Source organism: Proteus sp. G2618, assembly GCF_009915995.1.
Taxonomy (GTDB): Bacteria; Pseudomonadota; Gammaproteobacteria; order Enterobacterales; family Enterobacteriaceae; genus Proteus; species Proteus terrae.
The window spans coordinates 299,877-315,000 of the sequence record NZ_JAABNI010000016.1 but is presented as its reverse complement, the minus strand read 5'-3'; the positions used below and the strand labels follow the sequence as shown (position 1 = coordinate 315,000).

Sequence of the window (15,124 nt, the reverse complement as noted above, 5' to 3'; positions counted from 1 at the left end):
GAAAACTTAGCTATTCATAAATGAATTTACTTTTGTTGTTCACTCTTCAAGACTTGATACATCTAATATTTTAGAAGATATCGTCTCTGCGAGTGCCCACACAGATTGTCTGATAATTTGTTAAAGAGCAGTGCAACATTCGCTGCCGTTTCCGGCCTTCTGCGTTGTTGCGAGGAGGTGCATTCTACATCTTCCTCATTTGGTGTCAAGCGTTTATTTTCAAGGCTTTTCACTTTTTTTCTTTGTTCTCTCAGTCAGTTCGCTTAGCGCCCTGTGCCGTGACAACGAGGACGCATTATAGGGAGTTTTCTGAGGCTGGCAATAGTTTTTTTAAAAAAAATGTTCGTTTGTTGGTAAATTAAACGAAGTGCCTATTTTTTGTGGCTTTTTAGCCATTTTGGCAAGTCTGCAAGGCTATCGAGAACAAAATCTGCACACTGTTGTGCTTCTTCAGTTATCTCTTTTCCTGTGCGAACAAGAATTTTATGACCCACTCCCGCAGCTTTTGCTGCCAACATATCTTCTTTTTTATCACCTACCATATAAGAAGAAGCCATATCGATGTTTAATTGTGCTTTTGCATCCATAAACATACCTGAGGCTGGTTTGCGACAATCACACTCTTTCTTATATTCTTCTACAGTGGCATCAGGATGATGAGGACAATAATAGATACCGTCTAAATCAACACCTCTATCAGCCAAAGACCAATCCATCCATTCTGTTAGGTGTAAAAATTGATCTTCACTATAGTAGCCACGACCAATACCCGATTGATTAGTCACTAGTACCAAGGCATATCCCATAGCTTTTAATTCAGCCATTGCCTCAATGACGCCATCGATAAACTCAAAGTTATCACTTTCAGACACATAACCATGGTCTATATTAATAGTTCCATCGCGATCTAAGAAAATCGCAGAAATCCCCTTACTCACAGCATTACTCCATTTAGATATTTTTATTAGTATCGCATGTTTTTTCTTATATAGAGAATGATATCCACGGCTTTCTTTCTTTATTAGTCTTCAACTCTTTTTTATTGACTTAGCCGTCTAGACACCTTAACATCTATTTTAACTCGGGCAGAATAGTCTTTATGTCCCATATCTACTTATATAAAGAAAAACATGATTAAACTGACGAATATAAACAAAGTGTTTAAGCAGGGAGAGCGTTCAATACAAGCGCTATCAAACATTAACCTGCATGTGCCTCAAGGGCAGATTTTTGGTGTTATCGGATCGTCAGGAGCGGGTAAAAGTACACTTATACGTTGTGTGAATATGTTAGAAAAGCCAACTTCAGGTGAAGTGCTTGTTGATGGTCGTGATCTAACAAAGTTATCTGATAAAGAGTTAACAAAAGCACGTCGTGGTATTGGCATGATTTTCCAACATTTCAACTTACTGTCTTCTCGTACAGTGTTTGATAATGTGGCGCTGCCATTAGAACTTGATAATACGCCTCGTACTGAAATTAATAAGCGTGTTAATGAATTACTTGAACTAGTCGGTTTGTCAGATAAGAAAGAGTATTACCCAGCAAACTTATCTGGCGGACAAAAGCAACGTGTTGCAATTGCACGCGCACTAGCAAACTCACCGAACGTTTTATTATGTGATGAAGCAACTAGCGCACTTGATCCAGCGACAACACGCTCTATTTTAGAATTATTAAAAGACATTAACCGTCGTTTAGGCCTCACCATTTTATTAATCACTCATGAAATGGATGTTGTAAAACGCATTTGTGATCAGGTTGCAGTAATAAGTGGTGGTGAATTAGTTGAAAGTGATGCCGTGAGTGAAGTTTTCTCTCATCCCAAAACACCAGTTTCTCAGGCATTTATCCAATCAACACTACAATTGGATATTCCTGAAGATTACAAAGAACGTATGAAACCAGAGTGGGAAGAAGGTTTATTCCCATTATTGAAACTTGAATTTAACGGTCAATCAGTTGATGCACCATTAATGTCCATCGTTGCACGTCGTTTTGACGCAGATATTAATATCTTAAGTTCACAAATGGACTATGCCGGTGGGGTGAAGTTTGGCGTGATGTTAGCTGAACTACACGGTAAGAATGGTAATACTGAAAAGTCGATTGCGTTTTTAGAAGAGCATCATGTGAAAGTAGAGGTTCTCGGTTATGTCTGAAGGAATGGTTTATTTATTAATTAGTGGGATCTGGGAAACCTTAGTCATGACCTTCGTTTCAGGCTTCTTTGGTTTTGTTATTGGGCTACCACTTGGTGTTTTACTTTATGTCACACGTCCTGAACAAATTATGGCAAATCCACCTGCCTATCGTGTTATCTCAGCACTTGTGAATATTTTCAGGGCAATCCCTTTTATTATCTTACTTGTATGGATGATCCCGTTTACTCGTTTGGTTGTAGGAACATCTATTGGCTTACAAGCAGCTATCGTGCCATTAACTGTTGCAGCCGCACCTTTTATTGCTCGCATGGTCGAAAATACGCTATTGGAAATCCCACAAGGATTAATTGAAGCATCTCGTTCTATGGGTGCAACACCAATGCAAATTATTAAGAAAATTTTATTACCAGAATCTTTACCAGGCTTGATTAACGCTGCAACTATTACACTGATTACATTAGTTGGTTACTCAGCAATGGGTGGTGCTGTTGGTGCAGGTGGTTTAGGTCAAATTGGTTATCAATATGGTTACGTTGGCTATAATGCAACTGTAATGAATATTGTGATTGTTCTACTCGTTATTCTTGTTTTTATCATTCAGTTTTTCGGCGATCGCTTAGTGAAGCTGACAACACATAAATAATTAAATTGAAGGTTTCAATTATTAAATCGAAACCTTTTAGTTAACGGATCAAATAAGGGTGAATGTATGTCATTGAAATTTAAATCGCTCGCAGTCGTAAGTGCTTTAGTTGGCGCATTAGCATTAGCTGGTTGTGGTGAAAAAGAAAAAGATCCAAACCATATTCGTGTTGGTGTTATCTCTGGCTCTGAGCAACAAGTTGCCGAAGTAGCAAAACAAGTTGCTAAAGATAAATACGGTCTTGATGTAGAACTCGTTACTTTCAATGACTTCGTAATGCCGAATGAATCATTGAGTCGTGGTGATATCGATCTTAATGCATTCCAGCACAAACCTTATTTAGATCAGCAAATTAAAGATCGTAATTTCAAAATTACAGCTGTAGGAAATACCTTTATTTATCCTATTGCAGGTTACTCTAAAAAAATTACTGATTTAGCCGATTTACCTGATGGTGCTCAAGTCGCTATCCCTAACGATCCAACTAACTTAGGCCGTTCACTGCTGTTATTAGAAAAAGTAGGTTTAATTAAATTAAAAGATGGTGTGGGCTTATTACCAACTTCTTTAGATATTATTGAAAATCCTAAAAATCTAAAATTAGTAGAATTAGAAGCACCTCAATTACCACGTTCATTAGATGATCAAAAAATCTATTTAGCGGTAATCAATACAACTTATGCTAGCCAAGTAAACTTAACACCAGCAAAAGACGGTATTTTTGTTGAAGATAAAGACTCTCCATATGTAAATATCATTGTTGCCCGTGAAGATAATAAAGACAGTGAGAATGTGAAGAAATTTATCCAAGCTTACCAAACTGATGAAGTAGATAGTGCTGCAAATAAAATCTTTAACGGCGGTGCTGTAAAAGGCTGGTAATACGTTAAAATTTAACTTAATTATAAAAAAGGCGGACATTTGTTCGCCTTTCTCTTTTTTACTTGGCTAATTTGCATTAAATTAGTGCCGTTTAATTTTTGTATAGACAATAATAAAGAGGATATTACCCATGCACATGCGCTTGCTACTTATTGGCATCATGGCGCTGTTTATGACAGGCTGTTCAATGCAAAAATCATCTGATGTTGATCAGTCTAAATTTACGGATATGCGTTTAAATAAACCCGGACAGCCACCAAAACCAAGATCACAGACTTTACCTTCAGTGCGTATTGTTGAAAAAACAGAAGACCTTTTAGGTGCTCCTTTTAAAGATCTCGGTATCGTCGCTGGTGAATCTTGTCGTCAAACATTGCAAGATCCACCAGCAAGTTTACCTATTGCTAAAAAAAGTATGGCAGCAAAAGCAGCTTACAAAAATGCGAATGCCGTTTTATTGCATGAATGCCAAATTGTCACAGGCTTAGGTTGCTATCAATCCGCTATTTGTGAAGGCACAGCATTACTCATTACCAAATGAACACCTACCAAATGAATCCTATAGGGCATATCTCAAGCCCTTATAAAGAAAAATTTGCCGTTCCACGCCAACCTGGATTGATCCAGGATGGCGGCGGTCAACTTATTCTACATACACCTTATAATCACCCTGATGCAGTTCGAGGCTTAGAGCAATTTAGTCACCTTTGGTTGATCTTTGTTTTTCATCAAACAGCACAACAAGGTTGGCATCCTCTCGTTCGCCCCCCTAGATTAGGTGGAAATGCCAAAATTGGAGTATTTGCAACTCGCTCAACCTTTCGCCCCAACCCAATTGGCATGTCATTGGTTGAATTGAAAAAAGTAAATACGGACAACCAGTCTGTTATTTTAGAATTGGGTAGCCTTGATTTAGTGGATGGCACTCCTATTCTTGATATCAAACCTTATTTACCGTTTGCAGAATCGCGCCCAAATGCAATCGCAGGGTTTGCACAAGAAGCACCTAGTAGCGAAATGCCAATTTTCTTTTCACAGATTGCATCAGAACAACTGCAATACTATGCCAATGAGTACCCTCATCTTTCACGTTTTATTACCCAAGTATTACAGCAAGATCCTCGTCCTGCTTATAAAAAGGGCAAACAAAGTGATAGAATTTATGCGGTACACTTACTCGAATTTAATGTTCGCTGGCAAGTCAATGGACAACAGACACTTGTTCTTAGTATAGAACCGCGGTAACTTGCTATTATCTTCATTGATATTGCTATCATGGATAGTCTAATCTGAGAGTCATTCTCATGTCTTTAGACAAATCAGATTGAAAAAAATGCTTTGCCCCTTTTGGCAGACCTAAGTCACTGGTAGACTAAAGTCTTTCTCTAATTATATTGATATAGACTGGCGTGACAGTCAGCCTAAGTATTTTTGTTCTAATGGAACCTAATAATGCGTACTAGCCACTATTTGCTCTCTACTTTAAAAGAGACACCTGCTGATGCAGAAATTGTCAGCCATCAACTTATGCTTCGCGCAGGCATGATCCGCAAACTCGCTTCTGGTCTTTATGATTGGATGCCGACAGGGGTTCGTGTTCTAAGAAAAATTGAAAAAATTGTTCGTGAAGAAATGGACAACGCTGGATCACTTGAGATTTCAATGCCCGTTGTTCAACCCGCTGACTTATGGCTAGAAAGTGGTCGTTGGGAACAGTATGGCCCTGAGTTACTGCGTTTTTCAGACAGAGGCGAGCGCCCATTTGTTTTAGGCCCAACCCACGAAGAGGTTGTTACTGATATTGTTCGTAATGAAATTACCTCTTACAAACAACTTCCACTGAATTTATATCAAATTCAAACTAAATTCCGCGATGAAGTACGCCCTCGTTTTGGTGTTATGCGCTCTCGCGAATTTATCATGAAAGATGCATACTCTTTCCATATCTCTCAAGAGTCTTTACAAGAGACTTACGACAGAATGTATGAAGCCTACAGCAAAATTTTCTCACGTATTGGTTTAGATTTCCGTCCAGTACTTGCAGATACAGGCTCTATTGGTGGTAACGCCTCTCATGAATTCCAAGTTTTAGCTGACAGCGGTGAAGATGATATCGTCTTCTCTACAGGCTCTGACTATGCAGCCAATATCGAATTAGCAGAAGCAGTAATGCCTGCCACGCCACGAACAGCTGCGACTGAAGAATTACGTTTAGTAGATACACCAAACGCTAAAACAATTGCTGAATTAGTTGAACAATTTAATTTGCCAATTGAAAAAACAGTTAAGACACTAATTGTTCATGGTACGAAAGAAAGTGGTCACCCATTAGTTGCATTATTAGTTCGTGGCGATCACGAGCTTAATGAAGTTAAAGCAGAAAAATGCGCTATCGTTGCAACACCTTTAACTTTCGCTACTGAAGCAGAAATCCGCCAAGCTGTAAATGCAGGTCCAGGTTCATTAGGTCCAGTTAATCTGCCACTACCCGTTATTATGGATCGTTCTGTCTCTGTAATGAGTGATTTTGGTGCTGGTGCAAACGTTGATGGTAAACACTATTTTGGTATCAACTGGGAGCGTGACCTGCCTGTTGCTGAAATTGCTGATATCCGTAATGTTGTTGAAGGCGATCCAAGCCCTGACGGTAAAGGAACATTACTGATCAAACGTGGTATTGAAGTTGGTCATATTTTCCAACTTGGCACAAAATACTCAGAAGCATTAAAAGCAACGGTACAAAACGAAGAAGGTCATAACCAAATTGTTACTATGGGTTGTTATGGTATCGGTGTAACTCGTATTGTTGCTGCCGCTATTGAACAAAATCATGATGCTCGCGGTATTATTTGGCCAGATGCGATTGCACCATTCCAAGTAGCTATTTTACCAATGAATATGCATCGTTCTTATCGTGTTAAAGAAGTTGCTGACAGACTTTATGACGAATTGCGTGCTCAGGGTATTGATGTTCTGTTTGATGACCGTAAAGAACGCCCGGGTGTAATGTTTGCTGATATGGAACTTATCGGTATTCCACACACTATCGTGATTGGTGATCGTAATCTAGACAACAATCAAATCGAATATAAAGCGCGTCGTAGTGATGATAAATCACTAGTCAATGTTGACGATGTTGTTGCCTTTATTAAAGAACAACTCGCTTAATTATTAAGCCCTTTATCTTTAAGGGCTGGATTGATAAAACAAAAAACCCGCATCAGCGGGTTTTTTATTAGAAATAAATAGAGACTAAAACTTAACTTCTGCCACCACGATGGTTTCCACAAGAGCCATGGCGATTAAAACGAGGTTTTTCATCAGTAACCACTAACGCTCTGTCATATTTACCATCTTCCATTGAAGGACGAATGCTGTAATAACCATTAACTTCAAGGTAAACAGGTGTTCCACCATCAACACCAGTTGAGAAATAGCCTTTTTCCAATTCAATACCACTGGCTGCGTAAACACGCCCTGATTGGCAGTCTTTAAATGTTCCAGCATCGGCAAAATAGGTAAACTCGCCAGCAAGCTGTTTAGGCTGAACCTTAGCTAAAGTATAATTCAGCTCTGAATTAATCACGTTACCATCAATATCAAGCATGACTAATTTATCTTCACGAGGTAAGTAATAGCTTTTCTCACCATAGCTATTAGTCAACGTCAGCTTATCTTTACCTAATACCCATGTTCCTGATTCAAAGAAACTACGTTTATCATCAGGTGAACCTTGATAGCTTTGCTCCATAACATAAGAGCCATCTTGATTAACAAGAATTGTTGTGTCGATACCAGAGCAATCGGCACAAGGCAGAATACTATTGTAAGTTTGGTCTACAATTTTTCCATCAAGTGATAAGCCAATATTATTTTGGCAACCTGACAGTACAAATAACCCAGCAGCAACAGCTGCAAATAAAAGTTTTTTCCCCATCATCGACTCCCTACATTCTGGGTACTTTTTAATAAATCATTCTCAATATGATTCTAACATTTTTTAAAATAAAAGGGGGTAATAAAACAAGCTTTAAGATAAATGCACCCATAATTGTTAATTATTTCTCAAATCACTTCGAATAAAGAACTATTTCAGAAAATTATTATAATAACTATTGTGCTCACATCGAATAACAGCATAATGATTTTATTCTGAATTATTCACTGGCGGCAACACCGCCACGAACGAGTGGTGAGGGAATATGTCAACAAATACAGAATATCAACCAATTAACTGTGATGATTATGAGTATCTGGAGTTAGCATGCCAGCGTGGTTTAGCACTCCATATTGAACTGCATGATGGTGAGCTTATTGAAGGCGTTGCGGATGACCTTTTCTTAAGCAAGAAGGTTGAATACTTAAAAGTCAAAACATCTGAAGGTTCTAAAGACTTAAGGCTGGATATCATTGCCAGTTTTTCAAATCCCGAACTTGGGACTATTGTTATAAAATCGGAATAACCGAATAAAGAACAACCGCCAATTGGCGGTTGTTCATTCATGAGCCTCTTGCCACTCAATAGTAATAGCGTGTTCTGATGTTGCTTTTCCCTCAAAAGTAACAAACGTATTAATAGCTGCAATTAGCGTATCATTATAATAAATCAAAGGAATTCTAGTTCTACGCCAAGGCGCAACTTCAAGCTCTTGCCAAATCTTTTTACTATGTCGAGCGTGCTCTCGTCCTACAATACGCAAAGATGCTTGTGTTAAACCAAAACGTACTGTGACTTTTTCATCACTAAAAGGCGCTCTAACGGTATTTTTCCCTATTTCAGTTGTTATTGATAAAACACCCAATCCATTAGGTAAATATAAAGGCTCAGTAAGTAACCATTCAATAGCATGCTCAACGGGCTCATTAATCATTGGAACGAGATAAAGGCGCTGCTTATAGCGTCTAACTTCATCTTGATAAAATTGCAATCGAGGCTCGGCATCTTCTTTTGCTAAGGCAACCTCTTGCCATAATCGTAAAATTTGTTGTCTTGATGGCATGGTCTTATTGTGTTTAGCAAACCAGCGCCTCAATAAAGCATTGCGCTTAATAACACTACAGTGAGCCAATTGATTGATATCTAAACTGTGCTCACTGTCCATTAAAGCATTAAGTTCAGAATCTAATAGTTCATCTAATAGTGCTTCTTGTTCACCACACAGAGCCGCACTTCGAGTCACTGCTTGAGAAAAGTGAGGCCATCGTTGAGCCAATAAGGGCATAACACGTAAGCGCAAAAAATTACGATCATAACGATCATCTTGATTACTATCGTCTTCTATCCAATCTAGCCCTTGTTCAGTAGCATAAGATTCAATTTGCTCACGCGTAATATTGAGTAATGGTCGAAACAAATAGCTATTTTCAAATACCATTTTTGCTGGCATTGAAGAAAGCCCAGCAGGACCGCTGCCTCGCTTTAAAGCCAGTAAAAAGGTCTCGGCTTGATCATCTTGATGTTGAGCAGTCACTAACACTTGTTGTGGCTGTAAATATCGACGAAAGGCTTGGTAACGTGCCTCTCTTGCACCATTTTCAAGACCGCCTTCTTTAGGATCTACATTCACTTTTTCACTGATAAAATCGACACACCATTGCTGACAACATTGTTCACAATGAGCAAGCCAGTCATCCGCTTTGATGTTTAATCCATGATGAATATAGATAGCCGTTAATTCTAAAGGTAATTGAAATTCATCACGTAAACGCACAAGCCCTTGTAATAAAACTGTGGAATCTACTCCACCACTAAAACCCACCAAAATTTTAGTGTAAGGATCAATTTGTTGTTTGATTTCTCTAAGGAGTAAGCCGTATTCCTGTTTCATCGTATCGTCATTTATCAGTGAATTCAGATGATTATGTTAAGCTTTTCTACCTGATTTTGCACGAATACAACGTAGTCCTGAAAAATGAATGCGAAATTTAAGATATTGTATTACTCATGAAGAAAAATAAGGCGGAATAAACATCATTCTGCCTTAAATAAACATGATTTACGCAGTAAAACCACCATCTACTAAATAAGAGGCTCCAGTAACAAACGAGGCTGCATCACTAGCTAAAAATACCACAACATTAGCTACCTCTTCTGGCGTACCAAGGCGACCAATAGGATGTCGTGTTGCTAACTTTTGCTTATCAAGTTCACGACCATCTAATAAAGGTGTATCAATATATCCCGGACAAACTGCATTAACACGAATACCTTTGCTTGCATAATCAATTGCAAGTGTTTGTGTCAGTAATTTAACACCGCCTTTTGATGCACAATAGGCAGGAAATTCATGTTGACCAACAAAGGAACAAATCGAACTACAATTAACAATTGCACCAGATAGTTGGTTTTTCAGCCAATATTGGATTGCGGCACGATTAATCAGAAAGAGTCCATTAAGATTAACATCTAATACCCCTTTCCATTTTTCATACTCTAATTTATCTGCGATGTTATCGGTTAAAACACCTGCATTAGCAAAGATAAAATCCAATCGTCCATATTTGTTTACGACATAATCAATAAGTTGTTCATTTTCTTTTTCACTTTTCACATCCATTTGTATAAATTCACCTAAAAATCCTTTCTCTTTTAGGTATTTTTCTGCTGTTTTGCCTCGCTCTAAATTACTGCCAGTGATAACAACCGATGCACCTAAGGATAAAAACTTTTCCGCAGAAGCCAAACCAATACCACTATTACCACCTGTAATAATTCCAACTTTACCATTAAACGATATCATCGCTTTTTCCTCATAAAAGAAATAAATGACTCTATAAAATAATAGATATGACTAATTATTCTTTTAGTAAAAAAGTGAATTAATATTGTTTTTGAGATCAACTTAACACATTGATATATAATATATTATAGTTAATATCACTTGGTTTTATTGTCTTGGAAAGAGATAGTTCTATGGATAAAAAAACCTCATGTCATCAACATGAGGCTCTCTTTTATTTTTGAATAGCATCATGCTATCAGCAGTAACCGTATTCCATTAAACGTTGGTAACGACGGTTTGTTAGCTCTTCTGAGCCAAATGTATCTAGCTCTTCTAAATCAGATTTAATTTGTGCTTTTAAAGACGCTGCAATTTCATCATGATGACGATGTGCGCCACCTAAAGGCTCAGGGATAACCGTATCAATTAACTTCAGCTCTTTTAAACGGTTTGCAGTGATCCCCATTGCTTCTGCAGCTAGAGGGGCTTTATCTGCACTTTTCCAAAGGATAGACGCACAACCTTCTGGTGAAATAACAGAATAAGTGCTGTATTGCAGCATATTCACTTTGTCGCCAACACCAATGGCTAACGCACCACCAGAACCACCTTCACCAATAACAGTACAGATGATTGGCACACCAAAGCGTGACATTTCACGTAAGTTACGTGCGATTGCTTCTGATTGACCACGTTCTTCTGCACCCACGCCAGGATAAGCACCTGGAGTATCAATAAAGGTGATAATAGGAAGATTAAAACGTTGTGCCATTTCCATTAAACGAAGTGCTTTACGATAGCCTTCCGGTGCTGGCATGCCAAAGTTACGGCGGATTTTCTCTTTTGTTTCACGTCCTTTCTGGTGCCCAATAACCATAACAGGACGACCGTCTAAACGCGCGATACCACCAACAATAGCTTTATCATCAGCATAAGCACGATCGCCCGCTAATTCTTGGAAGTCAGTAAAGATACGATGAATATAATCCAGTGTGTAAGGTCTTAATGGATGACGTGCAAGTTGTGCAACTTGCCATGCACCAAGATCAGAAAAAATCTTACGCGTTAACTCTAGGCTTTTTTCTCTTAAGCGTGAAACTTCTTCATCGATATTAATATCAATTTTTTCATCATGTTGGCTAACTGCGGTTAGCGAATCAATTTTCGCTTCTAACTCGGCAATTGGCTGTTCAAAATCCAGAAAATTAAGACTCATAACATTCCTATTTTAGTCAAATTCTAATTCTACCTGCTCATTACCCAGCAGAGTTCGCAGATCCGTTAAAAGCATATCTGTTGGCGTTACACGCCAAGTCGCACCAAATCGTAAGCGTGCGCAGGCATCATGCTTTTCAAAATAAAGGTGAACCGGTATCGTGCCTGAACGATGAGGTTCTAAAACGCCGCGAAGACGATTTAATAATTGCTCATTAATTTGCCTGTCCGATAATGAGATAGCAAGTCCTCGTGCATATTTTTCACGGGCTTCGTTGATATCCATAAGTTCGCGGACTGTCATTTTAAGCCCACCATTGAAATCATCAAAGCTGACCTGCCCAGTGGCAATTAAAATCTTGTCTTGTTCTAATAAATGTTGGTATTTATCCAATGCATCAGAAAATAACATAATTTCTAAGCGACCTGAACGATCATCTAAGGTACAAACGCCGATCCGATTTCCACGTTTCGTTGTAAACACTTTAGAAGCAAGTACTAAGCCTGCAACCTTCACCATTTGACCACGAGGTGTTGGTACTAAATCTTTTAGACGCGTTCCTGCCGCATATCGTTCAATTTCTTTTAAATAACGAGTGATCGGATGACCTGTTAAATACAAACCTAAAGTCTCGCGCTCACCTTCTAAAACGACTTGGTCTGGCCATTTAGGTATATTGGCATAAGAACGCTCAACTTGTTCAGGAGCTTCAGCTAACACACCGAACATGTCCGATTGCCCTATTGCTTCAGCTTTGGCATGTTGGTCTGCGGCTTTTAACGCATCTTCTAATGAAGACATCAAAGCAGCTCGATGAGGCCCCAGCTTATCGAATGCGCCTGACATTATCAGTTTTTCCATCACTCGGCGATTCAATTTTTTCGTTTCTGTTCTAGCACAGAGATCAAAAATATCTTTAAAGTGACCGCCTTGTTGGCGCGCTTCTACAATTGCTTCAATTGGGCCTTCACCCACACCTTTAATGGCACCAATACCATAAACGATTTCACCTTCATCATTTACATGGAAATGATAAAGCCCACTATTAATATCAGGAGGAAGAACCTTTAAGCCCATTCTCCAACATTCATCAACCAATCCCACCACTTTTTCAGTGTTATCCATATCTGCCGTCATTACAGCAGCCATAAATTCAGCTGGGTAGTGGGCTTTTAGCCATAATGTTTGATAAGAAACTAATGCATACGCTGCTGAGTGTGATTTGTTAAATCCATAACCGGCGAATTTCTCCACCAAGTCAAAGATCCTCATAGCAAGCTCACCATCGACGCCATTTTTGATAGCTCCCTCTTCAAAAACAGAGCGCTGCTTTGCCATCTCTTCAGGTTTTTTCTTACCCATTGCGCGTCGTAGCATATCCGCGCCGCCCAGTGTATATCCCGCAAGAACCTGTGCAATTTGCATAACTTGTTCTTGGTATAGGATAACACCATAGGTTGGTTCTAGAACGGGCTGTAAGCTTTCATGTTGCCACTTAACATCAGGGTATGAAATTTCTTCAACACCATGTTTACGGTCGATAAAGTTATCTACCATGCCTGACTGCAATGGCCCCGGGCGAAATAGAGCAACAAGCGCAATCATATCTTCAAAGCAGTCAGGGCGTAGACGTTTGATAAGATCTTTCATACCACGGGATTCCAGCTGGAATACCGCGGTCGTTTCTGAACGCTGCAACATATCAAAGCTGCGCTGATCTGTTAATGGGATTGCTGAAATATCAACAGGTTCAAGTGACTTTTTAGCACGTCGGGCATTAATCATCTCTAATGCCCAGTTAATAATGGTTAGTGTTCTTAAACCTAAGAAGTCAAATTTAACAAGACCAGCATATTCAACGTCGTTCTTATCAAATTGTGTAACGGGGTTATTTCCCTCTGCATCACAATAAAGTGGCGCAAAATCGGTAATTTTTGTTGGTGAAATAACAACACCACCAGCGTGTTTACCTGCATTACGTGTTACCCCTTCTAATTTACGAGCCATATCAATAAGAGATTTAACCTCTTCATCAGCTTCATAAATTTCAGGTAATTGAGGCTCGGCTGCAAACGCTTTTTCCAGCGTCATACCCGGATCAGGAGGAACAAGTTTTGAAATTCTATCAACAAAACCGTAAGGGTGCCCTAAAACGCGGCCAACATCACGAATAACGGCTTTCGCCGCCATCGTACCAAATGTAATAATCTGAGAGACTGCATCTCGGCCGTACATTTCAGCAACGTGATCGATAACTCTATCGCGTTTTTCCATACAAAAATCGACGTCAAAGTCAGGCATCGAAACACGTTCAGGGTTAAGGAATCGTTCGAAAAGCAAGTCAAACTCAAGAGGATCAAGATCCGTGATTTTCAGTGAATACGCCACTAGTGAACCGGCACCTGAACCTCGTCCAGGACCAACAGGAACACCATTATCTTTAGACCACTGAATAAACTCCATTACGATAAGGAAGTAACCAGGGAATCCCATCTGGTTAATCACTTTCAGCTCGATATCAAGACGCTCATCATATTCAGGACGTCTTTTTTGTCGCTCTTCAGGATCTGGAAATAAAAAAGCTAAACGCTCTTCCAAACCTTCTTGTGATTTTTTGACGAGGAAATCTTCTGTACTCATATCCCCTGTTGGGAATTGTGGAAGGAAGTATTCCCCTAAGCGGATCGTAACATTACAGCGTTTAGCGATTTCAACACTGTTTTCTAATGCTTCAGGTATATCAGCAAATAATTCACACATTTCTTCTTCTGTGCGCATATATTGCTGAGGGCTATAATTCTTAGGACGCTTAGGATCAGATAACGTAAATCCATCATGAATAGCGACACGAATTTCGTGTGCATCAAAATCATCACTGTCAAGAAAACAGACATCATTGGTTGCGACAACAGGCAGACCTTTTTCAGAAGCCAGTGCAACAGCTTCATGAAGATAAGTTTCCTCATCTGTACGACCTGTACGGATCAGTTCTAGATAATAACTATCAGGAAAGTGAGTTTGATAATACTCAAGGCATTGATCGACTAAAGCTCGATTACCACGAAGTAGGAACTTCCCCACATCCCCCATTCTACCGCCAGAAAGTAACAAGAGCCCTTCTTTATAGGTTGTTAACCACTCTTGTTTAATCGTCGGTCCAACAGCACCGTAACCGTGTTTGTAAGCCTCTGAAATCAGTAAAGTGAGATTTTGGTACCCTATATTATTGCGTGCAAGAATAGTGAGATGAGCATATTCATCACCTAATAATTCTGTTTCAAGGTAAACATCAGCACCAATGATAGGCTTAATGCCAGCACCATGTGCAGCACCATAGAATTTCACTAGCCCACACAAGTTAGTAAAATCAGTAATTGCAAAAGCAGGCATTCCTAGCGAAGCCACTTTCTTCACAAGAGGCCCTGTTTTTGCCAATCCATCGATCATTGAATAATCGCTGTGTACCCTAAGATGGATAAAACGAGGATCTGCCATA

Annotated in this window: 13 protein-coding genes; 7 read left to right on the top strand and 6 right to left on the bottom strand. The window is 39.2% G+C overall.

The window, feature by feature from the left end:
• Nucleotides 1-371 precede the first annotated feature (371 nt).
• Nucleotides 372-938, bottom strand: coding sequence for a D-glycero-beta-D-manno-heptose 1,7-bisphosphate 7-phosphatase (gene gmhB, locus GWJ01_RS09715; RefSeq protein WP_109394042.1), 567 nt, complete (start codon nt 936-938; stop codon nt 372-374).
• A 192-nt stretch (nt 939-1,130) separates the two neighbouring features.
• Here gmhB and metN point away from each other — a divergent pair, with 192 nt between their 5' ends.
• The 6 genes from metN (at nt 1,131) to proS (ending at nt 6,858) form a co-directional block, all read left to right on the top strand.
• On the top strand, nt 1,131-2,162 hold the full coding sequence (gene metN / locus GWJ01_RS09710) for a methionine ABC transporter ATP-binding protein MetN (RefSeq protein WP_109394043.1): 1,032 nt from the start codon (nt 1,131-1,133) through the stop codon (nt 2,160-2,162).
• A complete protein-coding gene (locus GWJ01_RS09705) occupies nt 2,155-2,808 on the top strand; it encodes a methionine ABC transporter permease MetI (RefSeq protein ID WP_023582692.1) in 654 nt (217 codons plus the stop codon). Before metN ends, GWJ01_RS09705 begins: the two co-directional genes overlap by 8 nt.
• A gap of 66 nt (nt 2,809-2,874) precedes the next feature.
• Nucleotides 2,875-3,690 (top strand): MetQ/NlpA family lipoprotein, encoded by an 816-nt coding sequence (locus GWJ01_RS09700; RefSeq protein WP_075671666.1) that lies wholly within the window; start codon nt 2,875-2,877, stop codon nt 3,688-3,690.
• A gap of 130 nt (nt 3,691-3,820) precedes the next feature.
• On the top strand, nt 3,821-4,231 hold the full coding sequence (gene rcsF / locus GWJ01_RS09695; RefSeq protein WP_083629073.1) for an Rcs stress response system protein RcsF: 411 nt from the start codon (nt 3,821-3,823) through the stop codon (nt 4,229-4,231).
• On the top strand, nt 4,228-4,935 hold the full coding sequence (tsaA, locus tag GWJ01_RS09690) for a tRNA (N6-threonylcarbamoyladenosine(37)-N6)-methyltransferase TrmO (protein ID WP_109402011.1): 708 nt from the start codon (nt 4,228-4,230) through the stop codon (nt 4,933-4,935). Before rcsF ends, tsaA begins: the two co-directional genes overlap by 4 nt.
• 207 nt (nt 4,936-5,142) lie before the next feature.
• A complete protein-coding gene (proS, locus tag GWJ01_RS09685; protein WP_109394045.1) occupies nt 5,143-6,858 on the top strand; it encodes a proline--tRNA ligase in 1,716 nt (571 codons plus the stop codon).
• Between the two features lie 91 nt (nt 6,859-6,949).
• Here proS and nlpE read toward each other — a convergent pair whose 3' ends face one another.
• Nucleotides 6,950-7,630, bottom strand: coding sequence for an envelope stress response activation lipoprotein NlpE (nlpE, locus tag GWJ01_RS09680; RefSeq protein ID WP_083629074.1), 681 nt, complete (start codon nt 7,628-7,630; stop codon nt 6,950-6,952).
• 262 nt (nt 7,631-7,892) lie between these two features.
• Here nlpE and rof point away from each other — a divergent pair, with 262 nt between their 5' ends.
• The gene (gene rof / locus GWJ01_RS09675; protein ID WP_109394046.1) at nt 7,893-8,153 is read left to right on the top strand and encodes a Rho-binding antiterminator; all 261 of its coding nucleotides are present in this window, start codon (nt 7,893-7,895) and stop codon (nt 8,151-8,153) included.
• Nucleotides 8,154-8,186: 33 nt separating this feature from the next.
• On the opposite strand, the gene tilS is transcribed toward rof, so the two are convergent.
• The 4 genes from tilS to dnaE all read right to left on the bottom strand — a co-directional run bounded on the left by tilS (nt 8,187) and on the right by dnaE (nt 15,123).
• Nucleotides 8,187-9,518: a tRNA lysidine(34) synthetase TilS gene (gene tilS / locus GWJ01_RS09670; protein ID WP_161711018.1), complete on the bottom strand. Its 1,332-nt coding sequence runs from the start codon at nt 9,516-9,518 to the stop codon at nt 8,187-8,189.
• A 168-nt stretch (nt 9,519-9,686) separates the two neighbouring features.
• Nucleotides 9,687-10,430 (bottom strand): SDR family NAD(P)-dependent oxidoreductase, encoded by a 744-nt coding sequence (locus tag GWJ01_RS09665; RefSeq protein ID WP_109394048.1) that lies wholly within the window; start codon nt 10,428-10,430, stop codon nt 9,687-9,689.
• 238 nt (nt 10,431-10,668) lie between these two features.
• The gene (gene accA / locus GWJ01_RS09660) at nt 10,669-11,628 is read right to left on the bottom strand and encodes an acetyl-CoA carboxylase carboxyl transferase subunit alpha (RefSeq protein WP_109394049.1); all 960 of its coding nucleotides are present in this window, start codon (nt 11,626-11,628) and stop codon (nt 10,669-10,671) included.
• A gap of 12 nt (nt 11,629-11,640) precedes the next feature.
• The gene (gene dnaE / locus GWJ01_RS09655; RefSeq protein ID WP_109402014.1) at nt 11,641-15,123 is read right to left on the bottom strand and encodes a DNA polymerase III subunit alpha; all 3,483 of its coding nucleotides are present in this window, start codon (nt 15,121-15,123) and stop codon (nt 11,641-11,643) included.
• Nucleotide 15,124 lies beyond the last annotated feature (1 nt).

Excerpts from the sequence above, each read along its gene's own strand:
- metN (WP_109394043.1), top strand. The coding sequence starts at position 1,131 with ATGATTAAACTGACGAATATAAACAAAGTGTTTAAGCAGGGAGAGCGT.
- GWJ01_RS09705 (WP_023582692.1), top strand. The coding sequence starts at position 2,155 with ATGTCTGAAGGAATGGTTTATTTATTAATTAGTGGGATCTGGGAAACC.
- GWJ01_RS09700 (WP_075671666.1), top strand. The coding sequence starts at position 2,875 with ATGTCATTGAAATTTAAATCGCTCGCAGTCGTAAGTGCTTTAGTTGGC.
- rcsF (WP_083629073.1), top strand. The coding sequence starts at position 3,821 with ATGCACATGCGCTTGCTACTTATTGGCATCATGGCGCTGTTTATGACA.
- tsaA (WP_109402011.1), top strand. The coding sequence starts at position 4,228 with ATGAACACCTACCAAATGAATCCTATAGGGCATATCTCAAGCCCTTAT.
- proS (WP_109394045.1), top strand. The coding sequence starts at position 5,143 with ATGCGTACTAGCCACTATTTGCTCTCTACTTTAAAAGAGACACCTGCT.
- nlpE (WP_083629074.1), bottom strand. The coding sequence starts at position 7,630 with ATGATGGGGAAAAAACTTTTATTTGCAGCTGTTGCTGCTGGGTTATTT.
- rof (WP_109394046.1), top strand. The coding sequence starts at position 7,893 with ATGTCAACAAATACAGAATATCAACCAATTAACTGTGATGATTATGAG.
- tilS (WP_161711018.1), bottom strand. The coding sequence starts at position 9,518 with ATGAAACAGGAATACGGCTTACTCCTTAGAGAAATCAAACAACAAATT.
- GWJ01_RS09665 (WP_109394048.1), bottom strand. The coding sequence starts at position 10,430 with ATGATATCGTTTAATGGTAAAGTTGGAATTATTACAGGTGGTAATAGT.
- accA (WP_109394049.1), bottom strand. The coding sequence starts at position 11,628 with ATGAGTCTTAATTTTCTGGATTTTGAACAGCCAATTGCCGAGTTAGAA.
- dnaE (WP_109402014.1), bottom strand. The coding sequence starts at position 15,123 with ATGGCAGATCCTCGTTTTATCCATCTTAGGGTACACAGCGATTATTCA.